The following is a 24,557-nucleotide window of genomic DNA, read 5'->3' as shown; positions in this document are numbered from 1 at the left end:
CCGGCGAAAGTGCTGGTCACCGGACCCGCAGGGTTACGGGAATGCTTCACCTCCCCGAATCCATTGACGCGGAGTCGCGACCCCCGCAAGCATGGATCGCCCGATGATGCGGCGACCCGCGGGACGCGGGAGACCGTGTCGACCTCAACGGGCAGGCATGGGTCCGGAAGGAGCGCGTGGCCAGAGCGATGAAGTCCAACCAGTCGGCCGTCGCGGGCGGCGTCTCCACCACCGGCGGCGGCAACGCCGGACTGGGACGCTCCGGGCTCGGCTCCGCGGGCGGCCAGCGGCTGCCGACCGCCCCGCGCGAACGCAAGCCCGCGCTCGCCGCACTCGCCGTGCTGCTCATCCTCGGCGGCGCGCTGACCAGCGCGTACCTGGTGATGGCCAGCGGGCAGCGGGTCTCGGCGATCCGCGTCGTCCAGCCCGTCGCGGCCGGGCAGCAGATCCCGCCGAACGCCCTGCAGGAAGTGCAGATCGGCGACACCGGCATCGAGTACATCCGGTGGTCGGCGCGCGGCGACGTCACCCGTACCTACGCGGCCGTGCCGCTCGTGCCCGGCGCGCTGCTCACGAACGCGATGGTCAGCCGCGCCAACGACGCCTCCAAGGGACGCGTCGTCATCGGCCTGGCGCTGAAGCCCGGCCAGTACCCCGCCAAGGGCCTCACCACCGGCAAGCACGTCGGCCTCTACGCCGTCGGCGGCACGGGCACCACCAACTCGGGCGGGCCGCGCCCCGGCACCGTCCTGTCGGCCGACGCGATCGTGATCGGCGTCAGCGGCGGCGGCAACAGCGACCGGCTGCGCGGTGACCAGACCTCCGTCGACGTCGCCGTTCTGCCCGCCGAGGCACCGCAGCTCACCCAGGCCGCCTCCGCGGGCGGCGTAGCGCTCGCCCTCGTACCGGAGGGAACGCGCCTTACCGGCGCCCCGCAGGCACCCGAGAAGCAGTCCGGATCGCCCGAGCCGGGCAACGGCACCGGCAACCAGAACGGCACCGGCACCGGCAACAACAACCCAGGCCCAGGCGCGGGCACGCCGAACACGGGCGGTAATTGACCGTGGCACTCATCGCTCTCGCGGCCGACAAGGGAGCGCCCGGCGTCACCACGGCGGCCGTCGCGCTCGGCGCGGTCTGGCCCCGCCCGGTCCTGGTCGCCGAATGCGACCAGGCAGGCGGCGACCTGGTCTACCGGCTGCCCGCCGCTGCCCCCGGCGACCAGGGCGGCAGCGGCGGCATGCTCAATCCGTCCCGCGGACTGCTCAGCCTCGCCGCCACCGCCCGCCGCGGCCTGCGCCCCGACCAGATCGCCGAGCACTGCCAGCGCCTGGTCGGCGGCCTGGACGTGCTCGTCGGCATCACCGGCGCCGAACAGGCCCAGGGCATGACCTGGCTGTGGAGCCCGCTCGGCCGCGCGTTCGCCGGGCTCTCCCCGGTCGACGTCCTCGCCGACTGCGGCCGCCTCGGCGCGGGCAGCCCGCTGAACGACCTGCTGCGCGAGGCCGACATGGTCGTGCTGTTCACCCGCGCCACCCTCGAACAGGTCGCCCACCTGCGCGAACGTGTCGCCGCCCTGACCGACGACCTGCGCGGCGGCCCGCCCATCGGCGTCATCGTGCTCGCCGACCCCCGCGACTTCCGCGCCTCCATCGCCGAGGTCGACCGCATCGTCGCCGCCGGCGCGCAGCAACGCCGTTCCGCCGTCGAAACCGGACCGCCCCCGCCGCCCGTACAGGTACTCGGAGGCCTCGCCCTCGACCCCAAGGGCGCCGAACTGCTCGGCGGCAGCTGGGGCGGCAGGCTCGACCGCTCGCTGCTCATCCGTTCCGCCCGCGAGGTCGCCGGCGAACTGGTCTCCCGGCTCTCCGCCCGCGCCCCCCGCGCCGGCGAGGAGCAGCCGCGCGTTCCGGCGAAGGAGGGGATCTAGGTGGACCACGGCCTCGTCAAGCGCCTCCGGCAGGAGGTCGGCGACCGCCTCGCCCAGCAGCGCCGCCTGGACGGCGCGAGCGGCCTCCCCCCGATGTCGGGGGAGGACGAACGGCAGTTCGCCCGCGCGCTGATCGGCCAGGTCCTGGAGGAGTTCGCCCGCGTCGAGCTCACCGCGGGCCGCCGCCCGCCGAACGCCGAGGAGGAAGAGGCCCTCGCCGCCGGCGTCCACGCCGCGCTCTTCGGCGTCGGCCGCCTCCAGCCCCTCCTCGAAGACCCCGAGATCGAGAACATCGACGTCAACGGCTGCGACCGCGTCTTCATCGGCTACGCCGACGGCCGCGAGGTCATGGGCGAGCCCGTCGCCGAGTCCGACGAGGAACTGGTCGAGCTCATCCAGATCCTCGCCGCCTACAGCGGCCTGTCGTCCCGCCCGTTCGACACCGCCAACCCCCAGCTCGACCTGCGCCTGCCCGACGGCTCGCGCCTCTCGGCGGTCATGGACGTCACCGTCCGCCCCGCCCTGTCGATCCGCCGCGCCCGCCTCGGCAAGGTCTTCCTCACCGACCTGGTCGGCAACGGAACCTTCACCCCCGAGCTGGGCACCTTCTTCAAGGCCGCCGTCCTGGCCCGCAAGAACATCATGATCGCCGGCGCCACCAACGCCGGAAAGACCACGCTCCTCCGCGCCGTCGCCAACGAGATCCAGACCCACGAACGCCTCATCACCGTGGAACGTGCCCTCGAACTCGGCCTTGACGCGTTCCCCGAACTGCATCCCAACTGCGTCGCGTTCGAGCAGCGCCTCCCCAACTCCGAGGGCCAGGGCGCGATCACCATGGCCGAGCTCGTCCGCCGCTCCCTGCGCATGAACCCCTCCCGCGTCATCGTCGGCGAGGTCCTCGGCGACGAGATCGTCACCATGCTGAACGCGATGACCCAGGGCAACGACGGCTCCCTCTCGACCATCCACGCCAACTCCTCGGCCGAGGTCTTCAACCGCATCGCCACCTACGCGATCCAGTCCGAGGAACGCCTCCCCGTCGAGGCCACCCACATGCTCATCGCCGGCGCCATCGACTTCGTCGTCTTCATCGAGAAGCGCAACGACTACGCCTCCGGCGGCCGCCTCCGCCGCTACGTCGCCAGCGTCCGCGAGGTCAACGGCAGCGACGGCCGCGTCCTGTCCTCCGAGGTCTTCGCCCTGGGGCCGGACGGCTACGCCATTCCCAGCGCCCCCATCGCCTGCGCCGACGAACTCGCCGAGTTCGGCTACGACACCTCCCTGGGAGGCGTCTGGTGAGCTACGCCCCCGACGTCCTCCTCGCCATCCTCACCGGCGCCGCCGTAGGCGGCGGCATCCTCCTCCTGGTCATGGCCCTGCGAGGCATGCCCGTCCGCCCCGGCCCCACCCGAGGCCGCAGCCGCGAAGACATCATCAAAACCCTCTCCACCCGTACGGCCGTAGCCGTGATAGTCGGCCTGCTCGTCCTGGTGGTCACCCAATGGGTCGTAGCCGCGATCGGCACCGGTGTCCTCGTCCTGGTCTGGAACGGGCTCGCGGGCGGCGCCGCCGAAGAACGCAAGGCCATGGCCCGGCTCGAGGCGCTCGCGGCGTGGACGGAGTCCCTGCGCGACACCATCGCCGGTGCGGTCGGCCTGGAGCAGGCCATCCCCGCGTCGATGCGGGCGGCCGCCCCGGCCCTCCAGCAGCCGCTGCGGACGCTCATCGACCGCATGCACACGCGCGTGCCGTTGCCCGAGGCGCTGCGTCGGTTCGCCGACGACCTCGACGACCCGTCCGCCGACCTGGTGGTCGCCGCCCTGATGCTCAACGCGAAGCTGCGCGGCCCCGGTTTGCGCGACATGCTCGGCGCGCTGTCCACCTCCGCCCGCGCCGAACTGGACATGCGCCGCCGTGTCGAGGCCGACCGCCGCGCGACGCGACGGAGCGTGCGCATCGTGATCGGCGTCTCGGTGGGTACGGCGCTGCTGCTCGCCATCTTCAACCACTCGTACGTCGAGCCGTACGACGACGTCCTCGGCCAGCTCGTCCTCTGCCTGGTGATCGCGCTGTTCGCGGCCGGGTTCATGTGGCTGAAGAGGCTCTCCCGCCATGAGCTCCCGGACCGCTTCCTGAGCGGCTCCAGGGGACCGGGCGTTCCCGGCGAGGTGCCGCGGACGGTCGCCGGATGGCAGGAGGACGGCAAGGGCTCCAAGAATTCCAAGACAGGTCCCTCGACGCTGCGCGGCCGCCACACCATGGACGCGGGAGGCGGTGGTACGCCATGACCGGCGCGATGCTGGCCGGCGCGCTCGTCGGCCTCGGCCTCTACGCACTCGCCCGAGCCGTGTTCCCGCCCAGGCCCGGCCTGGCCGCCAGGCTGGCGAGCTTCGACGCCGCACGGCGCCGCGACGAGGACGCGCGCAACCGCAGGACCTCGCCCGCGCTCGAACGGGTCGGGGGGATCCGCGCCAAGGTCGGCCGTGAGCTCGTGAAGTTCTGCGAGACCCGCGGATGGCAGCTGCGGTCGATCCGCGCCGATCTCGCGATCACCGATCGTTCCCTTGAGGCGTTCCTCGCCACCAAGTTCCTGCTGCCCGCCGCGGCGGTGATCTGCATCCCGATCGTGGTCGCCTACTTCGCGCTGCTCGGCGTCGGCGACTCGCTCCAGGTCCCCGCGTGGATCTGCCTGATCTTCGCCGCCCTCTTCTTTTTCTTCCCCGACATGCAGCTCCGCCAGGAGGCCGCGGCGCGGCGCCAGGACTTCAGGCACGTGGTCGGGGCGTTCCTCGACCTGGTGTCGATGAACCTCGCCGGCGGCCGGGGCGTTCCCGAGGCCCTGATGACCGCCGCGAACATCGGTGAGGGCTGGGCGATGCTCCGGATCCGCGACGCGCTCGCCAACGCGCGCATCACCGGGCAGACCCCGTGGCAGGCGCTGGGCGGGCTGGGCGACGACCTGGACATCGGCGAGCTGCGCGACCTGTCCGGCGCCCTGGCACTGGTCGCCGACGACGGCGCCCAGGTGCGCAAGTCGTTGTCGGCCCGAGCCGCCTCGATGCGCAGCAGAGAGCTCTCGGAGCTTGAGGGCAAGGCCGGAGAACGCTCCCAATCGATGCTGGTCGCGCAGCTCTTCCTCTGCGCGGGCTTCCTGGTCTTCCTGGCCTATCCCGCAATGATCCGGGTGATGGTCTCATGACCACGACGACTCCCGACCCCCCGAGATGGAGACAGGATGAACCCGCTCAACGACCCGGTCATCACCTATCTGAGGGCGGTGCTCGGCGTCCGGCTGGACCGCCTGCGGAACGAGGACGACCGCGGTCGCGGTGCGTCCGCGATCGAATGGGCGATCATCACGGCCATCCTCGCCGGGATCGCCATCGCCGTCGGCGCGATCATTCTGAAGAAGATCAAGGACAAGGCCAACAGCATCAACACCGGCTGAGCGAGACCCGTGATCGCGGCGCCTCCGCGATGGAACTGGCCATCCTGACCCCGGTGCTCATCCTCGTGCTCCTGGCCGTGGTCCAGTTCGCGATGGTCTACCACGCACGGCACGTCGCCCTCGCGGCCGCACAGTCGGGCGCGCGCGTCGCCCGCACCCAGGTCCAGGGCGACTGGCAGGGCGCTGCGGTGGACAAGGCCAGCGGCGACATCGACAAGATCGGGTCCGACCTCCTCGAAGGGCGGCAGGTGAAGCCGCTCGACAACGGAGACCAGCGCGGCATCGAGGTGACCGGCACCGCCGTCCGGGTGATCCCCTTCATGACCTTCCACGTGACCCAGCGTTCCGAGGGGCCGATCGAGTGCTTCCGCCCGGACGAAGGGACGGGAACGGCCTGCCAGGGGGCGCAGTGAAACCGAGGCTGCAGGACGACCGTGGCTCGATGTCACTGGAGCTGGTCCTGGTCACTCCCCTGTGCGTGGCGTTCCTGCTGTTCCTCGCCGGAGCCGGGCGCATGGTCGACGCCCAGAGCCAGATCGACGGCGCGGCCCGTGACGCCGTACGTGCCGCCTCCGTGGCTCGAAGCGAGGGCGGCGCGGTGGACCTGGCGCAGAGCGCCGCGACCAGCAGCTTCGGCAGCCACACCTGGTGTTCGGGCGGGCCCCAGGTGAACACCGACACCAGCGACTGGGGACCGGGCGGCAAGGTCGCCGTCACGGTCACCTGCGATGTCGACCTGGGCGACCTCACGTTCATCGGCCTGCCCGGCACCAAGACGCTCAAGGGCAGAGCGCTGGCTCCCATCGACACCTACACCTACCGGGGCGGGGACGCGGGATGAGGCTCCGCAGGGACGACCGCGGGACGATCTCGATGTACGTCGTCCTCTTCACCCCCGTGGTCTTCCTGCTCGCGGGCCTGCTCGTCGACGGCGGCCTGGCGATCCACGCGCGCCAGCGCGCCGCCGACATGGCCGAACAGGGCGCCCGGGCCGGCGCCAACCAGATCGACGAGGCGCAACTGCGCGCGACCGGCAAGCCCGTGATCGACCCGGGCAGGGCCGTTCAAGCCGGGGAAGACCTCCTCGACAACTATGGGGACGACCTCACCCAGCGCGGCTGCCAGGCCACCGCCGAGGAGGTGGACTGCGACGTCACTCTCACCGTGAAGCCGCAGATCCTCGGCGTGATCCCGGGATTCGGCTCGTTCACGCTGCGTTCGTCCGCCTCAGCCCACCCCATCACCGCCGACGGCCAGCAGTAGTTGCCCGGCAGGCGCTACTTCACCACCTTGAACGTCTTCTTCGGCTGCTTGAGGGACTTGTCGAAGAAGGCGCCCATGATGCCGGTGTCCGCACGCTTGTTCTCCGTGAAGTAGAAGAGGAGGTCGGACCCCGAGAGCGTGCCCTGGACGAGCCGGTAGCCGCGGAACTGCCCGGCCACCTTGCCCGCGTACGCGCGGTTCGTGAAGAAGTACTGGCCGATGAGGGTGCCCTTGGCGACGGGGTACTTCCCGGTGCGGCGGACGGTCTTCGCCTGCGCCGCGGTCACCCACCGCCACACCTTCACGTTCTTGGGCGTGGGGTGAAAGCGTCCGGGACTAAAGGAGAAACCCGTTCCGTGCGCATACCGATGGTCGCCCTGATCGTGCTCGACCCAGACCAGGCCGTTCGGGCAAGAGCCGATGTTCACGCTTCCGTACACGTTCTTCACCGGATACCAAGTGGGGCTCGGCGCGTGGCCCGGAACCTTGGTCCACGTCCACGCCGAGCTCTTGGGGTTGGTGACCGGGCTCATACAGCGCTGGTTCCAGCGGTAGCGCGCCCGGCTGGGCTTGCTGATGTCGAGCGCTGCGAACGTCGTCATCAGCGGCAGTTTCGCGTTCTTGGGCAGGAAATAGTGCGGGTCCTTGTCGGTGGTCACCCAACCGGGAGGCACAGTCCTCTTGAGATGCCCTCTGCCCGGAAGCACGACGGTCTGATGCACGGCACCAAGCCACATCGCGAGTGCCTCACAGCACCCCGCCCTTTCTGGTGAAGCAGTGGCGGCGTGGGCAGGGGTCGCCGTCATGAGCGGGGTGGTCGCCAAGAGGAGCGCGGTCAGCGCGGCTTTGTGGACGGTCATCGGGCTTCACGGTCCTTGTGTCGGAGGGGATGCCTGCGATGCGGGGTGTCCTTGCGGCGAAACTCGACTGGGAGGTTTCCAGGTGTGGAGAACGAGTGTCAAGGCAGGGGCTTGTGGGGCACAGTTGGTGGCAACGGAGGCGCGAGATAGTTATCGCCAGGGCATTGCGCGCAGGTCATGCGTGCCTACGATGGCTAAGGCGACGTCTGTGCGAGGTCACTAGGGGCGCGATGCTGACGAGAGATCCTGGTACGGGTACCGGGCGGGGTCCGAAGCCTCCGGTGCGGGTACGAGGGCATCGCAGCTTCGGGGATGTCATCAGCGGGCTTGGGGCGATCGCGGCCCTGCTGGCGCTGGTCGTCGGGGTGCCGGTGGTGCTGCTGACGGTCTTCGGGTCGCCGGTGCCGGATCATGTGCCCGCGGCGAGCGAGCTGACCGAGAAGGTCGGGCCGAGTGCTCTCATCGGGGTGCTGGTCTTCTTTGTGTGGCTGGCCTGGTTGCAGCTCGCCCTGTGTGTGCTTGTGGAGCTGTACGCGGGGATCCGCGGGGTGGGGGTTCCGGCGCGGGTGCCGCTTGCGGGCGGGACGCAGTCGCTGGTGCATCGGCTCGTTGTGGCGGCGTTGTTGATTTTCACGGCGACCACTGCGGTGATGCCGGCGTTCAGCGGGCGGGAGCTGCATCAGCGGCCGGCGCAGACACAGGCGCAGGAGATCCGGCCGGTGCCGGTGGCGGCGGTCGAGAAGATCAGTGAACCGGCGGCGCAGCCCGTTCAGAAGGCCGAGACGACGAAGATCTACCGCGTTCAGCCTCCGGAGGGGCGGCACCACGAGAGCCTGTGGGAGATCGCCGACAAGTGCCTGGGGGAGGGGCGTAGGTACAAGGAGATCTACAACCTCAACAAGGGGCACGTGCAGCCGGACGGCAGCAAGTTGAGCATCGCCAGTCTGATCCGGCCCGGGTGGATCCTGGAGATGCCGTCGGACGCCAAGCACTCCCAGGTGATTCCTGCTGGGGAGCTGGAGAACTACTTCCGTACGGGGCATGCGGGGCATCACGCCAAGCCCGCTCCTGAGAAGCCCGCCCCGCCCGAGCAGGAAGCTCCTACGCCGCCCAAGCATGCCGCCCCGCCTCAGCATGAGGCGCCCGCTCCGCCCAAGCATGAGGCGCCCTCGACTGCCGCGCCGGTTCCGGTTCCTCAGGGGAGCGGGTCCAAGGCGCCTTCGGGTGAGTTGAACGGTGGCAAGGAGACCGGTGGGGTCTCGGTTCCGGGGCAGCGCCAGGAGTCGTCGTTCGAGCTGACCTGGCCGGAGGGGCTGGCGGGCGCTTCGCTGCTGGCCGCCGGGCTGCTGGTCGCGCTGGGGCGGCGGCGTCGGGCGCAGTTGTGGCATCGGACGTTCGGGCAGATGGTCGTACGGCCGCGGGGCGAGGCGGCGCAGGCCGAGCGGGCCCTGCGGATGGGGGCCGACGGGGCGGCGGTCGAGCTGCTCGACCTGGGGCTGCGGCAGCTGTCGCGGTCGATGGGCGAGGGGCGTGCCCTGCCGACGGTGTACGGAGTGCACCTGGGCAAGGAGAGCCTGGACCTGTGGATCGCACCGGCGGACCGGAACCCGCCCGAGCCGTGGCAGGCCTACGACGACGGCCAGGTGTGGCGGCTGCGCGGGGATGCGCTGCCCGGGCTGAGGGCCGCGGAGCTCGGTGAGGTGCTCGCGCCTTATCCGGGGCTTGTTTCGATCGGGACCAATGAGAACGGGCGCATTCTCGTCGACCTTGAGGCCGCGCACGGGCTGATCGCCTTGCAGGGGCCCGAGCAGACGCGGCGCGAGGTGCTGGCGGCGCTGGCCTTGGAGCTGGCGACCAACCGCTGGTCCGACCACATGCGCATCACGCTGGTGGGCTTCGGCGCGGAGCTGGGCGAGGGCCTGGGCGACATCGCGCCGGACCGGGTGCGGACCGTGTCGTCGCTGGACGAGGCGCTTCCCGAGCTGGAAGCGCGCAGTGAGGAAGTACGGCAGGCGCTGGCGGCCTCGGGTGTGGACTCGGTATTGACGGGGCGCTCGCGCGGTGTCTTCGGTGAGGCCTGGATGCCGCACTACCTGATCATGGCCGACCAGCCGACCGAGCGGGAGGCGGACCGGCTGGTCGCGCTGGCCCGTACGGGCACGCGGATGGCGGCGGGCTACCTCGTTCCGGGCGAGGTGCAGGGCGCCACCTGGACGTGGGACGTGGACGAGGGCGGGCGGCTGCACGCGGGCGTGCTCGGCTTCCAGGTCGACGCGCAGCTGATCCCCGAGGAGCACTACCGCGGGGTCTTCGAGCTCTTCCGTACGGCCGACCGGCTCGAGTCCGTTCCGATGGCGGAGCAGCCGGCGGGCGCGACCGAGCCGCCCCGGCAGTCGTCGGTGGACATCCGGCTGCTCGGCCCGATCGAGGTCGAGGCGCCGGGGCCGATGGACGAGAGCCGCCGCGCGCTGTGCACCGAGGTGCTGCTCTATCTGGCGACGCATCCGGGCGGCGTGCACCCGACCGTGCTGAGCGGCGCGATCTGGCCGCGCGGCGTCGCGGCGGGCGTACGGGACGCGTGCATCGCGCGGGTGTCGGACTGGCTCGGACGCGACGTCCGGGGCCGCCCGAACCTCTACTACGACGACCGCGGGCGGATCAGGCTCGGCTCGGAGGTCAAGGTCGACTGGGCGGTGTTCCGGTGGCTGGTGTGGCGGTCGGCCGCCGAGCCCGCATCGGAGACCGCGTACATGTCGTACGCCCTGGACCTGGTGCGCGGGCCCGCGCTGGCGGACCGGCCGCGCGGACGGTACGGCTGGCTGGCCTCCGAGGACCTGGAGTACGAGGCGACCGCGCGGGTCGTGGACGTCGCGCACCGGCTGGTCGTGCTGCGCCTGGAGGAGGGCGACGCGCGGGGCGCGATCGGCGCGGCGCGTGCGGGGCTGCGGCTGGCGCCCGAGGACGAGGGGCTGTGGCGCGACCTGCTGCGGGCCACGCACGCGGGCGGCGACGAGGCCCAGGTCAAGGTGGTCGTGGACGAGCTGCGCGGCCGGATGGGCCGCGACCCGTACTTCGACCAGCTCCAGCCCGAGACCGAGGCGCTGGTCGAGGAGCTCATGCCGGAGTGGCAGCGGGTGTCGGCCCGCTAGGTGTCAGGTGTGGTGAACGTGGCGGAGGTTGCGCGGCTATTTCTGGATGTGTAATGTCCAGGTTATGCGGATGAACGAGGGCGTCGAGTGGGCGCTCCACAGTTGCGTCAACCTCACCTGGATGGACTCGGGCGAGGCCGTGACGGCGGCGCGGCTGGCGGCGTTCTACGAGCTGCCGACCGCCTACCTGAACAAGCAGCTGCAGGCGCTCGCCCGCGCGGGGATCCTGACCTCGACCTCGGGTCCGCGCGGCGGGTTCCGGCTCGCCCGCGCGCCCAAGGACATCAGTGTGCTGGACGTGGTGACCGCCATCGAGGGTCCCGAGGAGGCGTTCCGCTGCGAGGGCATCCTCAGCAAGGGGCCGAACGGGCGGGAGGACGTCGACTACCGCAAGCACTGCGTCATCTCGCAGTCGATGCGCAAGGCCGATCTCGCCTGGCGCAAGGAGCTGGCGGGCCAGACCATCGCCGAGATCGCCGAGACCGTCGAGAAGCGCTTCCCCGGCACCCCCGGCGGCGTCCGCAACCGGTTCGCCAACCTGCGGACCTGAGCTCCGAGCCCGAGCTACGACCAAGCCCGTCGCCCGGCGGGCCTCTCTTCGCTCCTAATTCTAGCTATCAAATATCCAGAACATCGAGAAATGAGAACCACCATGCAGCCCCGGATGAACGTCATCAAGCCCGCCGCCGACGGCTACAAGGCCCTGCTGGCCCTGGAGACCTACATCAACGGCAGCCCGGTCCCGCACGGCCTGCTGGATCTGCTGCGGCTGCGCGTCAGCCAGATCAACGGCTGCGCCTACTGCGTGAACATGCACGCCAGGGACGCCAAGAAGCTGGGCGAGACCGACGAGCGCCTCTGGTCGGTCGCCGCCTGGCGCGAGTCGCCCCTCTTCACCGACGAGGAACGGGCCGCCCTGGCGCTCGCGGAGGCCGCGACCCGCATCTCCGACAATCCCGATGGCGTGCCCGACGACATCTGGGACACCGCGGCCGACCACTACGACGAGGAGTCCCTCGCCGCGCTGGTCATGGTGATCGCCGCCATCAACGCCTGGAACCGCATCAACGTCACCGTCCGCAACCCGGCCGTCTGAGGTCCGCCATGTCCACCATCGTGAATCGGCGCCGCTCGGCACTGCTGCTGGCGCTGCTGGCGTTCGCCCAGCTCATCGAGGCGATCGACTACAACATCGTGTACGTCGCGCTGCCGGAGATCGGCGACGCGCTGGGCTTCTCGCCGCAGAGCCTGCAGTGGGTGGTCAGCGCGTACGCCGTGGCGTTCGGCGGGTTCCTGCTGCTCGGCGGGCGGGCCTGCGACCTGTTCGGGCCGCGCCGGATGTTCGTCCTCGGCCTGTCGCTGTACGCGGTGGCGTCGCTGGCGGGCGGGCTCGCGGCCGACCCCGGCACGCTCATCGCCGCCCGCGCGGTGCAGGGCGTCGGCGGCGCGTTCCTCTTCCCCGCCACCCTCACCCTCGTCAGCACGAGCTTCGCCGCGGGCCGCGAGCGCAACCGCGCGTACGCCATCTGGGGAACGGCGGGCGGCAGCGGCATGATCCTCGGCTCGCTGCTCGGCGGCGTCCTCACCGACGCGTTCGACTGGTCGGCGGTCTTCTACGTGAACGTCCCGCTCGCCGTCGCCGCGGCAATCCTGGCGTTCCCGCTGATCGCCCCCGACACGGCCCGTGCCGCCAACGCGGTCCGCCGCCACTTCGACCTCGCGGGTGCGCTGACCGCGACCGTCGGCACCACCCTCATCGTCTTCGCCCTGGTCCAAGGCCCGGACAGCGGATGGGCGTCGGCCGTCGTCCTCGGGAGCGCGGCCGCGGGCATCCTTCTCCTCGCCGCGTTCGTCGCGATCGAGAAGCGCGGCGCCGACCCGCTGCTGCCGTTGCGCCTGCTGCGCAGCCGTGACCTGACCACGGGCGCGGCGATCACGTTCCTGTTCATGGGCAGCTTCGGCACGCTGCAGTACTTCCTGACCGTCTACTTCCAGGGCGTGCACGGCTACAGCCCGTTCCGCACCGGCATCGCGTTCCTCGTCCCGATGATCGCGATCGCCGTCGGGTCCCAGTCGGGCGGACGCCTCGCCACCCGGTACGGCATGCGCTTCACGATCTCGGCCGCGCTCGCCGTCGGCGTCGTCGGCACCGTGATCCTCGGCCTGACCATGACCACCACGGCCTCGTACGCCGCGCTGATCCCGGGCCTGGCCGTCATGGGGCTCGGCCAGGGCGCGACCTACACCCTGATGTTCGGCGCGGCCGCCGCAGGAGCGGGCCAAGACGAGCAGGGCGTCGCGTCCGGCCTGGCCTCCACCACCCAGCAGGTCGGCGGCGCGGTCGGCCTGGCCGTCCTGGTCGCGATCGCCAACTCCGGTACGGAGGGCCTCACGGGCGACGCTCTCCGCGCCGCCACCACCGACGGCCTGCGCACCGCCACGCTGATCGCCGCCGCCGGAATCGCCCTCACCGCGCTAGTAGCCCTCAACCTCAAGCGCGCCCCCAAGCAACAAACCCCGTCCGCCCCGACCCGCGAAGCGACAACACCCGCCGTCTAGAGAGCGAAACCCGGCGCTGGTGAACCCCCAGTTCACCAGCGCCGGATTCATGCTGTCGCTCTCACGTCTCGTGCCCTGCGGTCGGGCCGTAGAGGCGGGCTACGTCCGGGGAGTCGAGCCACTTGGAGTAGGTCGGGGACTTCGGCCAGCCCTCGGGTGAGTCCTGCCACTCCTCCTGGCGGCCCCACGGCAGGACGTCGACCAGCGCGAAGGTGTAGCTGAGCTGCTCGGTGCCGCGGCCGCTGGTGTGCCAGGTGCGGTAGACCTTGTCGCCGTCACGGAGGAAGACGTTCACCGCGAAGCCCCCGCCGGGCGGCGCGTCCACGTCGGCGCCGAACGGGCTCTCCGACGAGGAGTACCAGTCCATCGTGTTGCCGACCTTCTCCTTGTAGGCCAGCGCCTGGTCGATGGGGCCGTTGGTGACGATGACGAAGCGGGCGTCGTAGTTGTCGAGGGCGCCCAGCCGGACGTACTGCGAGGTCAGGCTCGTACAGCCGCCGCACTGCCACTCCTCGTCGTCGAACCACATGTGGTTGTAGACGATGAGCTGGGAGCGTCCTTCGAAGACGTCGACCAGCCGGATCGGGCCGCCGGGGCCGTTCAACGTGTAGTCGGGGAGCTCGACCATGGGCAGTCTGCGGCGCTGCGCGGCGATGGCGTCGAGTTCGCGGGTGGCGGCCTTCTCCCGTGCGCGCAGCTCGTCGAGCGCGGCCTGCCAGGTCTTCTGATCGACGATTGGGGGCAGGGCGCCGGCCTTGTGATCGGTCACGATTCCTCCCGGGCTCGGATGTCTCTGCTCAGATATAGACCAGGGGGAGTCGCGAAAGTCATCTGTAGAGGCCGGGACCGCCTAGGGAGTGGCGGCCGGGCTGCGGGTAGACGCACACGGCGTGGGGGTGGCCGCCGACCTTGACCTTGTGCAGGACTTTTCCGTTCCGGGTGGCCAGTTGGTAGAGCCAACCGGATCCGGTGTCCGACAGCCAGAGGGCGGTGCCGTCGGCGTTCAGGCCGCCCACGGCCAGGGGGCCGGGCGCCGACAGCGGCCAGCGGGCCGTCACCTGGCGGGCGGCGAGGTCGATCACCGCGATCGAGCCCTCGCCCACGGCCAGGAGGCGGCGGGAGTCGCGGGTGAGGACGAGGCCGTGCGCGCCGGCCCCGGTCGGGATGAAGCCGCCGCGCTGGAGGTCGTACGCGTCGACCAGCCAGACGCCGCCCCGGGCGGTGTCGGCGACGTAGAACGTCCGGCCGTCCGGGGAGAGGCGCAGGTCGCCGGGCTTGGACCCGGCGGGCAGGCGGAGGGTGCCGGTGACCGTACGGACGGCCGGATCGACGCGGACCAGCCAGCCGGTCGAGGGGCAGCTCGCGACCAGGGCCTTGCCGTCGGCGGTGAAGTCGGCGTGGGCGGCGCCGTGGCAGGGCAGCTCGATCGAGCCGATCATGCGCATCGTGCGCGGGTCGCGGGCGTCGATGCGGCCCAGGCCGGGCGCCATGACGAGCGCGCTCGTACCGTCGGGAGTGTAGTAGAGCGCGCCGGGGTCGGTGAGGGCCACGCCGCGCCCGCGGGTGACGGCGTGCGGGCTGACCGGAGCGGCCGCCTGGAGGCTCGGGTCGGCCGCCCACAGCGTCCGGAAGTCCCACGACGGAACGATCCATTGCGGGGCCTTGCCGACCTTGAGGCGGCCGAGACGGCGCATCGTGCGCTGGTCGATGACGTCGACGATCCCGGCCTTGCCCTGGATGTTCGGAACGTACAGGCGCGCCGGAAGGCCACGGGCGGCGGGCGCCAGCATGCCCGGACCGGCGGCCGAGTAGACGTCGACCGGCGGATGCGTGGCGCTCGGCGACGGCACGGCCGGTGAGTCGCCCGCCGGAGCCAGTGGCGTCGGCGACGGCGTCCGCACGTACGGGGCGGCGCCGCCGAGGCCCACGACCGGGGCGTCCGGCGAGCCGTGGCCCGTTCGGTAGAACGGCGCCGGCGACCGGCAGGCCGACAGCGCGATGACGGCCGCCAGCAGCGCGGCGGCCCGTTGTGGTGTGCGATGTCCCCCCATCACGCGCCGGACTGTACCGGCACCGACACGTTTCGTGTCGGACTAATCACAAAACGCGTTTGAAGAACGCGGTGCGTGATGGGGCGGAAACGGTCAGTCGGACTTCCCGGCGCCGGTCAGTCGGACTTGCCGATGCCGATGCCGAACTCGCGGTAGACGCGTTCCCAGAAGCCGTCGCGCAGCCAGGTCCGCGCCTCCTGATAGGGGCGCAGCGATCCGCCGAGCTCCTTCTCCGCCTCGATCAGCAGTTCCTTGTCGATGACGGGCGGCAGGATCGGGCCGGGCAGCAGGTCGCGGATGTTGTCGCGGCCCCGCTCGAAGATCCACTTCTGGGCGACGTGCTCGCCGATCTCCAGCATGTGGTCGCGGTCGGGCCCGAGCTTGCCGTCGGCGACGGCGGGCATCGAGGCCGGTGACGGGCCATGGCCCACGGTCGTGTGCACGGTGTTCTTCACCGCGACGGGCGACGGCTTGACGGCCGGGGCACGCCCGGCGAAGACCTGCGAAGGGGACGGCACCGACGGGGCGCGCGTGCCCGCGTGCACGGCGGCGGCATCGCGGACGGCAGCGGCGGCGGCAGCGGCGGTCGGAACGGGCAGCACCTTGGCTTTAGTGAAGTACGGGCGAAGAAAATCGGCGGGCAGGACCTCGACGGTGTCGGACTCCCAGACCAGCCACTCGGCCTGGTTGGAGCCGTGGGTCGGTTCCACGCCCCACAGATGGACGCGCACCCCGTACCGCTGCGCGGCCTCCACGGCGGGCAGCATGTCCTCGTCGCCCGCCAGCAGCACCGCGTCGGTGATCGCACGGTGCCGGGCCAGCGCCTCCAGGTCCGCGCGCAACTGGGCGTCCACGCCCTTCTGCTGGCCCTGCGCGTTCAGGTTGCCCAGGCGCAGCTTCACCAGCGGAAGGTTGGCGATCACTCGTTGGTCCACCGTCGGCTGCCGTTTCGGCGCCGCGTCGAACCAGTAGACCCGTAGCAGCTCACCTAGCAACTGGTCGTCGGCATGGGTCGTCAACGCTTTGATCAGTTTCTCCGCCGCGACCCTATATTCACGCCGGGAGCTGCACTCGAGCAGCAGCGCACCGGAGGCCGCGTAGAGGTACCCCGCATCGACGAAGATTGCAAAGCGGGCGGGCTGAGGAACGAACTCCGAGGTGGCCATGGCCTTTCACCTTATTCGTGCAGAGGCCTTTCGAGGGCGCGAACCACGGTTACATCTGCCTCGGGGATTACCGCTCACGGATCCCTCGCACCGGGTTCGCGTTCCTCATTGCCATCTAGACGCTACCTCGGAAACGCCCTCGGTCACGGCGCGGCGACCGTGCGGCGGCGGTGCGGCTACCTAGGGAGGCCGCTGGCCCGCCACGCACCCGGACCGCGCGGCCGTACGCCCTCCACCACCGGCCCGCGCAGCGAACGCGACCGGTCCGACCAGCGCGAGACCTTGCGGCCCGCGCCCTCGGCCGCCTGTCGTGCGGCGGCCGCCGCCTGCGCGCGTGCGGTGAGCACCGCCACCAGCGCGGCGACCTCCTCGGCGGTCGGCTCACCCCGCACGATCTGCAGGAACGGCCTTCCGGCCGCGCTCTCGGCGGCGCTCTCCTCGTTGCCCTCGGTGGCGCTCACAGCGGGATGTTCCCGTGCTTCTTGGGCGGCAGGTTCTTGCGCTTCTCGCGCAGCGACCGCAGCGCCTTGATGACCTGGCCGCGCGTCTCCGACGGCTTGATCACCGCGTCCACATAGCCGCGCTCGGCGGCGATGTAGGGGTTGGCCAGGGTGTCCTCGTACTCGGTGATCAGCTCGGCGCGGCGGGCGTCGGGCGCGTCGGCGGCGGCCAGCTCGCGCCGGTAGAGGATGTTGACCGCGCCCTGCGCGCCCATGACCGCGATCTGGGCGGTCGGCCAGGCCAGGTTGACGTCGGCGCCGAGGTGCTTGGAGCCCATGACGTCGTAGGCGCCGCCGTACGCCTTACGCGTGATCACGGTGACCAGCGGGACGGTCGCCTCGGCATAGGCGTACAGCAGCTTGGCGCCGCGGCGGATGATTCCGTTCCATTCTTGATCGGTCCCCGGAAGGAATCCTGGAACGTCCACAAATGTCAGAACAGGAATGTTGAAAGCGTCGCAGGTGCGAACGAATCGCGCCGCCTTCTCGGACGCATCGATGTCCAGCGTGCCCGCGAACTGCATCGGCTGGTTGGCGACAACGCCGACCGAGTGGCCCTCCACCCGGCCGAAGCCGACGATGATGTTGGGCGCGAACAGCTCCTGCACCTCGAGGAACTCGCCGTCGTCCAGCACGCCCTCGATCGCGGTGTGCATGTCGTACGGCTGGTTCGGCGAGTCGGGGATGAGCGTGTCCAGCTCCTCCACCACCTCGTCCGGGTCGGCGGCGGCCTCGAAGGCGGGCGCGTCGCCGAGGTTGTTGGACGGCAGGTAGGACAGCAGCGCCTTGACGTAGTCGATCGCGTCGTCCTCATCGGAACCCTGGTAGTGGGCCACGCCCGACTTGGAGTTGTGCGAGTGCGCGCCGCCCAGCTCCTCCATGGTCACCTCTTCGCCGGTGACCGTCTTGATGACGTCCGGCCCGGTGATGAACATGTGCGAGGTCTGGTCGACCATGACGATGAAGTCGGTGATCGCGGGGGAGTACACCGCGCCGCCCGCGCACGGGCCCATGACCAGGGAGATCTGCGGGATCACACCGGAGGCGTGCACGTTCCGCTTGAAGATCTCGGCGTAGAGGCCGAGGGCGACCACACCCTCCTGGATCCGCGCGCCGCCGGAGTCGTTGATGCCGATCACCGGGCAGCCGGTCTTCACCGCGTGGTCCATGACCTTGCAGATCTTCTCGCCGAAGACCTCGCCGAGCGAGCCGCCCGAGACCGTGAAGTCCTGGCTGAAGACCGCGACCGGCCGGCCGTCGACGGTGCCGTACCCGGTCACCACGCCGTCGCCGTACGGGCGGTTCTTCTCCATGCCGAAGTTGGTCGAGCGGTGCCGGGCCAGCTCGTCGAACTCGACGAACGAGCCGGGGTCCAGCAGCGCGTCGATCCGCTCCCGGGCGGTCATCTTGCCCTTGGCGTGCTGCTTCTCCACCGCGCGTGCGGATCCGGCGTGCACCGCCTCGTACCGGCGCCGCTCCAGGTCCGCGATCTTGCCCGCGGTCGTATGGATGTCGAAGTCGACAGGAGGTTCGGGTGCTTCCATCGCCATGCCGGTCAGGGTAACCGCACACTGATTCCGGGCCGCTCGCCGGGTCCCGCCGACCGCGCCTTCGAGTCGCTTTTCGCGGCTCACTACGCTGGGCGTCGTGGTTGAGAACACGCGCAATGCCCTCAGGCAGGACATGCCCGAACCGCTCCGCAACGACGTCCGGCTGCTCGGCGCCATGCTGGGCGACGGCCTGGTCGAGTTCGGCGGCCAGGAGCTGCTGGACGACGTCGAGCGGCTCCGCCATGCCGTGATCGCGGCCCGCCGCGAGGAGATCGGCATCGAGGACGTGGCCGCGCTGGTCGACGGCTGGTCCCTGGAACGGGCCGAGCAGGTCGCCCGGGCCTTCACCGTGTACTTCCACCTCACGAACCTGGCCGAGGAGCACCACCGCATCCGCACGCTGCGCGAGCGCGACAACGGCGAGTCGGTGCCGAGCTCGGTCGCGGCGGCCGTGGAGGAGGTCCGCGCCGCCGGGGGTGACCGGCTCGCGGAGGCCATCGACGGCCTGGAGTTCCGGCCGGTCTTCACCGCGCACCCCACCGAGGCCCGCCGCCGCGCGGTCGTCACCGCTATCCAGCGGATCAGCGACCTGCTGACGCGCCTGAACGCCGAGCCGGGCGTGAGCGAGCGCGAGGAGCTGGAACGGCGGCTCCGCGAGGAGATCGACCTGCTCTGGCGCACCGCCCTGCGCCGCCACGCCCAGATGGACCCGCTGGACGAGGTCCGCACCGCGATGGCGGCGTTCGACGAGACGATCTTCCGGGTCGTCCCGCAGATCTACCGTTCCCTCGACGCCGCCCTCGATCCTGAGGGAACGGGCGTCAAGCCGCCGCAGGTCCGCCCGTACCTGCGCTTCGGCAGCTGGATCGGCGGCGACCGGGACGGCAACCCGTACGTGACCGCGAAGGTCACCCGCGAAGCCGTCATGATCCAGGCCGACCACGTGCTGCTCGGCCTGGAGAACGCCTGCACCCGGATCGGCCGCGAGCTGACCGTGCACGAGTCGACCACGCCCGCCTCGACGGCCCTGGCGGGCGCCCTCGCCGCCGCACGGACCGGGCAGCCCGAGCTGATCGGCGGGATCTCCAAGCGCTCGCCGGAGGAGCCGCACCGCCAGTTCCTGCTGTACGCGGCGGACCGGATCGCCGCGACCCGCCGCCGCGACGCCGACCTGGCCTACGGCTCGCCGGACGAGCTGCTCGCCGACCTGCGCCTCGTTCAGGAGTCCCTGGTCGAGGCGGGCGCCGACCGCCAGGCCTACGGGCGGCTCCAGGACCTGATCTGGCAGGTCGAGACGTTCGGCTTCCACCTGGCCGAGCTGGAGATCCGCCAGCACAGCGAGCTGCACGAGAAGGCACTCGCCGAGATCCGCGCCGGCGGCGAGCGCAGCGAGATGACCGACGAGATCCTCGAGACGCTCCGTGTGGTCTCCTGGATCCAGAAGCGGTTCGGCGTGCGGGCCTGCTCCCGCTACGTCGTCTCGTTCACCCGTTCCGCCGAGGACATGGCCAACGTGCACGAGCTGGGCGCCTCCCTCGGGGAGAACGCGCCCGTCCTGGACGTGATCCCGCTCTTCGAGACCGGCGAGGACCTGGAGCGCGCCCCGGCCGTCCTGGAGGGCATGCTGGCGATCCCGGCCGTTCAGAAGCGGCTGTCGCAGACCGGGCGGCGCATGGAGGTCATGCTCGGCTACTCCGACTCGGCCAAGCAGCTCGGCCCGGCCAGCGCGACCCTGCGGCTGTACGACACGCAGGAGGCCCTCACCGAGTGGGCGGCCCGCAACGACATCAAGCTGACCATGTTCCACGGCCGGGGCGGCTCGCTCGGCCGCGGCGGCGGCCCGGCCAACCGCGCGATCCTGGCCCAGGCGCCCGGGTCGGTCGCGGGCCGGTTCAAGGTCACCGAGCAGGGCGAGGTCATCTTCGCCCGCTACGGCCACCCGCAGATCGCCCGCCGCCACGTGGAACAGGTGACCAACGCCGTCCTGCTGGCCTCCACGCCGGCCGTCGAGGAGCGCGCCCGCGCCGCCGCCGCGCGCTTCCGGCCGCTGGCCGACAAGATCAGCGACGCCGCCCGCGCCGCGTTCCGGTCGCTGATCGAGACCGAGGGCTTCGCGGAGTGGTTCGCCCGGGTCAGCCCGCTGGAGGAGATCGCCGAGCTGCGCATCGGCTCGCGCCCGTCCCGCCGCAAGGCCGCCCGCGGCCTGGAGGACCTGCGCGCGATCCCGTGGGTGTTCGCCTGGACGCAGACCCGCGTCAACCTCCCCGGCTGGTACGGCCTGGGCAGCGGCCTCGCGGCCGTCTCCGGCGACGGCGGCGACCTGACCGAGCTCAAGGAGGCCTACGAGGCCTGGCCGCTGTTCTCGGCGCTGCTCGACAACGCCGAGATGAGCCTGGCCAAGTCCGACCGCGCCATCGCCGAGCGCTACCTGGCCCTGGGCGGACGCCCTGAGCTGGCCGACACCGTCCTGGCGGAGTACGACCGGACCCGTTCCCTCGTCCTCGCGGTCACCGGCCACGAGCGCCTTCTGGAGAACCGCAAGGTCCTCTCCCGCGCCGTGGAGCTCCGGAACCCCTACGTGGACGCCCTTTCGCACCTCCAGCTGCGCGCCCTGACCGCCCTGCGCTCCGGCCAGGTCGCCGACGACGAACGCGCCCACCTGGAGGAACTGCTCCTCCTGTCCGTCAACGGAGTCGCCGCAGGCCTCCAGAACACGGGGTGACCATGGAAGCGGAGATCAGGCTCGCGGGCCCGGCCGACCTGGCCGCCGTCGAGGAGATCGTCGGGGCCGCGTACACCCCGTGGATCGAGATCATCGGGATGCGGCCGATGCCGCTGGAGGGCGACTACGCGGCGCTGATCGAGGCCGGGCACGTCTTCGTCGCAGGCCCGGCGCCCGCCCGCGCCCTGATCGTGCTGATCCCCGAGGACGAGCGCCTGCTGGTCGACAACGTCGCCGTACGGCCCGAACTGCACGGCCAGGGCGTCGGGCGGCGGCTCCTGGCGTTCGCCGAGGACCGGGCGCGTGCCCTCGGCAAGCCGGGCACGCGCCTGATCACCAACGAGCGGATGACCACCAACATCGCCCTCTACGAGCGCCTCGGCTACCGCGAGACCGGCCGCGAACTGATCAACGGCCGGTCCGTCGTCCACATGGCCAAGGACTTGGAGACCCCGGGCGGCAACGGCTAGCTGGGCCAGTTGGGCTTGCGCTTCTCGTTGAACGCGGCGATGCCCTCGCTGCGGTCGGCGGAGAAGGCGACCGTGCGCCAGGCGTTCTCCTCCAGGTCCATGGCCGACGGCAGGTCCTTGCCCGCGCCGAGCCGCATCGCGCGCTTGGCGGCCCGTACGGCGGTCGGGGAGTTCCCGGTGATCATGCCGGCCAGGGTGAGGGCGGCCTCGCGGGCCGTTCCCTCGGGCACCACCCGGTCGATCAGGCCGAGCTCCAGCGCCTCGTCGGCCTTCACGCGGCGGCCGGTCAGCACCAGATCGGCGGCGCGGCCGGGGCCCAGGCGGCGCAGCGCCAGCTGGGTGCCGCCGCCACCGGGCACCAGGCCCACGCTCACCTCGGGCAGGCCCAGCACCGCGGTGCCGTCGGCGATGATCATGTCGCAGGACAGCGCGAACTCGCAGCCGCCGCCGAGCGCGAAGCCGTGCACCGCCGCGATCACCGGCTGCGGCAGGTCCAGCACGCCGCCGAACGCCGCCCGGAACACCGGGCGCTGGGCCAGGATCTCCGCGTCGCTCATGGCGTTGCGCTCCTTGAGGTCGGCGCCCACGCAGAAGGCCCGTTCGCCCGCCGCGCTCAGCACCACCGCCCGTACGGAGGCATCGGTCGCCACCTCGGCGCAGGCGGCCGCCATGCGCCGCGCCATGGCCGTGGAGAGCGCGTTCAGCGCCTCCGGCCGGTCCAGCACGATCTCCGCGATGTGCTCGTTGTCGTCGTCCCTGCGCAGCGTCACTCCATCCACACCCCGCACCCTAGACCCGCCGATCTCGGTCCTGGATCTCCGGAGGGCCGTCTCGTGAGGTTGGATGGGACGGATGAGCGACTCCGCATACGGTGATCTCGAAAGGCCGCCCCTGCACGAGGCGGCGCTCCGGCGTTCGTTGGTCCGCGAGGGCGGGCTCTGGCGGGACGTACGGGTGGTCGCGGAGACCGGGTCCACCAACGCCGACCTGGCCGAGGAGGCCCGGAACGGCGCGCCCGAGGGCGTCGTGCTGACGACCGAGGCGCAGACCGCCGGACGCGGGCGCCTCGGCCGGCAGTGGACGGCTCCGGCTCGTTCCGGGCTGATGTTCTCGATGCTGCTGCGGCCCACCGTGCCGGTCGCCGAGCTCGGCTGGGTGCCGCTGCTGACGGGCGTCGCGGTCGCCAAGGCCGTACGGCGGATGACCAGCCGCGTGGAGGCGGGCGACTTCGGCGACGCGCGCGGCGACGTGGCCGTGGACGTGCGGCTGAAGTGGCCGAACGACCTGCTCGTCGGCGAGCGGAAGCTGGCCGGGATCCTCGCCGAACGGGTGGACGACGCCGTGATCGTCGGCGTGGGCCTCAACGTGAGCCTCAAGGAGTCCGAGCTGCCGGTGCCGACGGCGACCTCGCTGGCGCTCGAGGGCGCCCCGCAGAGCGACCGCGCGCCGCTGCTGCGCGCGATCCTGCGCGACTTCGAGGACTGGTACCTGGAGTGGACCGCCCTGAAGGGTGATCCCGAGACCAGCGGCCTGCGTACCGCCTACAAGGACCTGTGCGCCACGCTCGGCCGTACCGTGCGGGTGGACATGCCGGGCGACGAGACCGTCAATGGCACGGCTTCGGACATCGACCGGGCGGGCCGCCTGGTGGTCGGTGACCGGGCGGTCAGTGCGGGCGACGTGGTGCACGTCCGCTGAGATGTGGCGCCTGAGATGTGGCGCACGCCCGCTGAGATGTGGCGCACGCCCGCCTGACGCGGCGGTTCACATTTGATGAACGGCACGCGGGTATTTCGGCACCGATCGCCCACCGGGTGCCGCGTCTGCCACGATATGTCGCGGGGGAGGAGGTAGATCGATGGCCGACCTGCCGGACCCGAAGGAGATCGAGGAGCTGCTGCTCGGCGGCGAGCTCCGCTACACGCGCGTGGACGCCGTGCGGCTCTCCGGGGTCACCAGGGAGTTCTCAGGGCGCCTCTGGAGGGCGTTCGGCTACCCCACGATGCCCGACGAGGCGGTCGCCTACACCGAGGGCGACGTCGCGGCGCTCTGCCGCATCCGGCGCCTCATGGACGACGGCGTGCTCGACGAGGACGGCGTGATCCGGCTCGTCCGCGCGTTCGGGCAGACGATGACCAGGCTCGCCGAGTGGCAGGTCAACCTGCTCAGCAGCATGCTGACCCGCGACCAGCGCGAGTCCCCGACGGCCGAGGCCGTCCAGCAGATCGTGGGGATCGCCGAGAAGCACATCGACGACTTCGAGCCCCTGGTCGTGCACGCCTGGCGGCGCCAGCTGGCCGCCGCCGGGACCCGCGCCGTGGCGGCCGCGGCGGCCCAGAACGGCGCCACGCCCGCCCGCCAGCAGACCACCGTGGGCTTCGCGGACATGGTCTCGTTCACCCAGATGAGCCGGGAGCTGGAGGAGCTGGAGCTCGCCCGGGTCGTCGAGCGGTTCGAGGAGACCGCCGCCGACATCGTCGCCGCGAGCGGCGGCCGGCTGGTCAAGACCCTCGGCGACGAGGTGCTGTTCTGCGCCGACTCCCCGGTGCTCGGCGGCGAGATCGCCCTCACCATCGCCGAGGCGATCAAGGACGAGACCGAGGTGCCCGACGTCCGCGTCGGCGTCGCCTACGGCCCGGTCCTGCCGCTGATGGGCGACGTCTTCGGCACCACGGTCAACCTCGCCGCCCGCCTGACCTCGCTGGCCCGGCCCGGCTCGGTCGTGATCGACGCCGACCTGGCGGCCGAGCTGGAGGACGTCAACGGCTTCGAGATCACCCGCATCGTGCGGCGCCCGGTCCGCGGCCTGGGGATCATCCAGCCGTTCGTGCTGAGGCGTTCACAGGCCTGACCCCCTCGCCGGCGGCGAGGGGGCCAGGGCCGTGC

Annotated in this window: 24 protein-coding genes; 17 read left to right on the top strand and 7 right to left on the bottom strand. The window is 71.4% G+C overall.

Annotated elements, in window-relative coordinates; genetic code table 11:
• Positions 1-176: 176 nt before the first annotated feature.
• From J4573_RS33565 to J4573_RS33525, 9 genes are read left to right on the top strand one after another with little or no spacing between them, the layout of a single operon-like run.
• A complete protein-coding gene (locus tag J4573_RS33565; RefSeq protein ID WP_208259956.1) occupies positions 177-1,061 on the top strand; it encodes a hypothetical protein in 885 nt (294 codons plus the stop codon).
• A 2-nt stretch (positions 1,062-1,063) separates the two neighbouring features.
• Positions 1,064-1,930 carry a hypothetical protein gene (locus tag J4573_RS33560; protein WP_208259955.1) on the top strand — a complete coding sequence of 289 codons (867 nt, stop codon included), beginning with the start codon at positions 1,064-1,066 and terminating at the stop codon, positions 1,928-1,930.
• A complete protein-coding gene (locus tag J4573_RS33555; protein ID WP_208259954.1) occupies positions 1,931-3,232 on the top strand; it encodes a TadA family conjugal transfer-associated ATPase in 1,302 nt (433 codons plus the stop codon).
• The gene (locus J4573_RS33550; RefSeq protein WP_307797101.1) at positions 3,229-4,221 is read left to right on the top strand and encodes a type II secretion system F family protein; all 993 of its coding nucleotides are present in this window, start codon (positions 3,229-3,231) and stop codon (positions 4,219-4,221) included. Before J4573_RS33555 ends, J4573_RS33550 begins: the two co-directional genes overlap by 4 nt.
• Positions 4,218-5,132 (top strand): type II secretion system F family protein, encoded by a 915-nt coding sequence (locus tag J4573_RS33545; RefSeq protein WP_208259953.1) that lies wholly within the window; start codon positions 4,218-4,220, stop codon positions 5,130-5,132. The genes J4573_RS33550 and J4573_RS33545 overlap by 4 nt, the downstream gene beginning before the upstream one ends.
• Positions 5,133-5,168: 36 nt before the next feature.
• On the top strand, positions 5,169-5,381 hold the full coding sequence (locus J4573_RS33540) for a Flp family type IVb pilin (protein WP_208259952.1): 213 nt from the start codon (positions 5,169-5,171) through the stop codon (positions 5,379-5,381).
• Between the two features lie 29 nt (positions 5,382-5,410).
• Positions 5,411-5,794 (top strand): TadE/TadG family type IV pilus assembly protein, encoded by a 384-nt coding sequence (locus J4573_RS33535; protein WP_243773984.1) that lies wholly within the window; start codon positions 5,411-5,413, stop codon positions 5,792-5,794.
• A gap of 29 nt (positions 5,795-5,823) precedes the next feature.
• Positions 5,824-6,222, top strand: a complete 399-nt coding sequence (locus tag J4573_RS33530; RefSeq protein WP_208259950.1) for a TadE/TadG family type IV pilus assembly protein — start codon at positions 5,824-5,826, stop codon at positions 6,220-6,222.
• Positions 6,219-6,644 (top strand): TadE/TadG family type IV pilus assembly protein, encoded by a 426-nt coding sequence (locus J4573_RS33525; protein ID WP_243773983.1) that lies wholly within the window; start codon positions 6,219-6,221, stop codon positions 6,642-6,644. Before J4573_RS33530 ends, J4573_RS33525 begins: the two co-directional genes overlap by 4 nt.
• Before the next feature lie 14 nt (positions 6,645-6,658).
• Here J4573_RS33525 and J4573_RS33520 read toward each other — a convergent pair whose 3' ends face one another.
• Positions 6,659-7,303 carry a hypothetical protein gene (locus J4573_RS33520; protein ID WP_208259949.1) on the bottom strand — a complete coding sequence of 215 codons (645 nt, stop codon included), beginning with the start codon at positions 7,301-7,303 and terminating at the stop codon, positions 6,659-6,661.
• Positions 7,304-7,785: 482 nt separating this feature from the next.
• On the opposite strand from J4573_RS33520, the gene J4573_RS33515 reads away from it, so the two are divergent.
• From J4573_RS33515 to J4573_RS33500, 4 genes are all read left to right on the top strand, one after another.
• Positions 7,786-10,653: an AfsR/SARP family transcriptional regulator gene (locus tag J4573_RS33515; RefSeq protein ID WP_307797099.1), complete on the top strand. Its 2,868-nt coding sequence runs from the start codon at positions 7,786-7,788 to the stop codon at positions 10,651-10,653.
• Positions 10,654-10,717: 64 nt separating this feature from the next.
• Entirely contained in the window at positions 10,718-11,203 is a 486-nt protein-coding gene (locus tag J4573_RS33510) for an RrF2 family transcriptional regulator (protein ID WP_208259947.1), read from the top strand.
• A 90-nt stretch (positions 11,204-11,293) separates the two neighbouring features.
• The gene (locus J4573_RS33505; RefSeq protein ID WP_243773982.1) at positions 11,294-11,749 is read left to right on the top strand and encodes a carboxymuconolactone decarboxylase family protein; all 456 of its coding nucleotides are present in this window, start codon (positions 11,294-11,296) and stop codon (positions 11,747-11,749) included.
• A gap of 8 nt (positions 11,750-11,757) precedes the next feature.
• On the top strand, positions 11,758-13,212 hold the full coding sequence (locus J4573_RS33500; protein ID WP_208259946.1) for an MFS transporter: 1,455 nt from the start codon (positions 11,758-11,760) through the stop codon (positions 13,210-13,212).
• A 61-nt stretch (positions 13,213-13,273) separates the two neighbouring features.
• Here J4573_RS33500 and J4573_RS33495 read toward each other — a convergent pair whose 3' ends face one another.
• The 5 genes from J4573_RS33495 to J4573_RS33475 form a co-directional block, all read right to left on the bottom strand.
• A complete protein-coding gene (locus tag J4573_RS33495; protein WP_307797097.1) occupies positions 13,274-13,981 on the bottom strand; it encodes a DUF899 domain-containing protein in 708 nt (235 codons plus the stop codon).
• Between the two features lie 58 nt (positions 13,982-14,039).
• The gene (locus J4573_RS33490; protein ID WP_372442946.1) at positions 14,040-15,263 is read right to left on the bottom strand and encodes a YncE family protein; all 1,224 of its coding nucleotides are present in this window, start codon (positions 15,261-15,263) and stop codon (positions 14,040-14,042) included.
• A gap of 116 nt (positions 15,264-15,379) precedes the next feature.
• Entirely contained in the window at positions 15,380-16,429 is a 1,050-nt protein-coding gene (locus J4573_RS33485) for an NYN domain-containing protein (protein ID WP_208259944.1), read from the bottom strand.
• 176 nt (positions 16,430-16,605) lie between these two features.
• Complete coding sequence (locus J4573_RS33480) at positions 16,606-16,890, bottom strand: acyl-CoA carboxylase subunit epsilon (protein WP_208259943.1); 285 nt, start codon at positions 16,888-16,890, stop codon at positions 16,606-16,608.
• Positions 16,887-18,479, bottom strand: coding sequence for an acyl-CoA carboxylase subunit beta (locus J4573_RS33475; RefSeq protein ID WP_208259942.1), 1,593 nt, complete (start codon positions 18,477-18,479; stop codon positions 16,887-16,889). The genes J4573_RS33480 and J4573_RS33475 overlap by 4 nt, the downstream gene beginning before the upstream one ends.
• A gap of 133 nt (positions 18,480-18,612) precedes the next feature.
• On the opposite strand from J4573_RS33475, the gene J4573_RS33470 reads away from it, so the two are divergent.
• Both J4573_RS33470 and J4573_RS33465 read left to right on the top strand, forming a co-directional pair.
• Positions 18,613-21,201: a phosphoenolpyruvate carboxylase gene (locus J4573_RS33470; protein WP_208260189.1), complete on the top strand. Its 2,589-nt coding sequence runs from the start codon at positions 18,613-18,615 to the stop codon at positions 21,199-21,201.
• A gap of 2 nt (positions 21,202-21,203) precedes the next feature.
• On the top strand, positions 21,204-21,671 hold the full coding sequence (locus J4573_RS33465) for a GNAT family N-acetyltransferase (protein WP_243773981.1): 468 nt from the start codon (positions 21,204-21,206) through the stop codon (positions 21,669-21,671).
• Here the strand turns inward: J4573_RS33465 and J4573_RS33460 are convergent.
• Complete coding sequence (locus tag J4573_RS33460) at positions 21,668-22,450, bottom strand: enoyl-CoA hydratase/isomerase family protein (RefSeq protein ID WP_307797094.1); 783 nt, start codon at positions 22,448-22,450, stop codon at positions 21,668-21,670. The genes J4573_RS33465 and J4573_RS33460 overlap by 4 nt on opposite strands.
• A gap of 73 nt (positions 22,451-22,523) precedes the next feature.
• Between J4573_RS33460 and J4573_RS33455 the strand changes: the two genes are divergently transcribed.
• Complete coding sequence (locus J4573_RS33455) at positions 22,524-23,369, top strand: biotin--[acetyl-CoA-carboxylase] ligase (protein WP_208259941.1); 846 nt, start codon at positions 22,524-22,526, stop codon at positions 23,367-23,369.
• Positions 23,370-23,529: 160 nt separating this feature from the next.
• Positions 23,530-24,522 (top strand): adenylate/guanylate cyclase domain-containing protein, encoded by a 993-nt coding sequence (locus tag J4573_RS33450; RefSeq protein WP_208259940.1) that lies wholly within the window; start codon positions 23,530-23,532, stop codon positions 24,520-24,522.
• The last annotated feature ends 35 nt before the right edge of the window (positions 24,523-24,557 follow it).

It is taken from the genome of Actinomadura barringtoniae (assembly GCF_017573505.1).
Taxonomy (GTDB): Bacteria; Actinomycetota; Actinomycetes; order Streptosporangiales; family Streptosporangiaceae; genus Spirillospora; species Spirillospora barringtoniae.
This window is presented reverse-complemented; position numbering and strand designations above follow the sequence as displayed.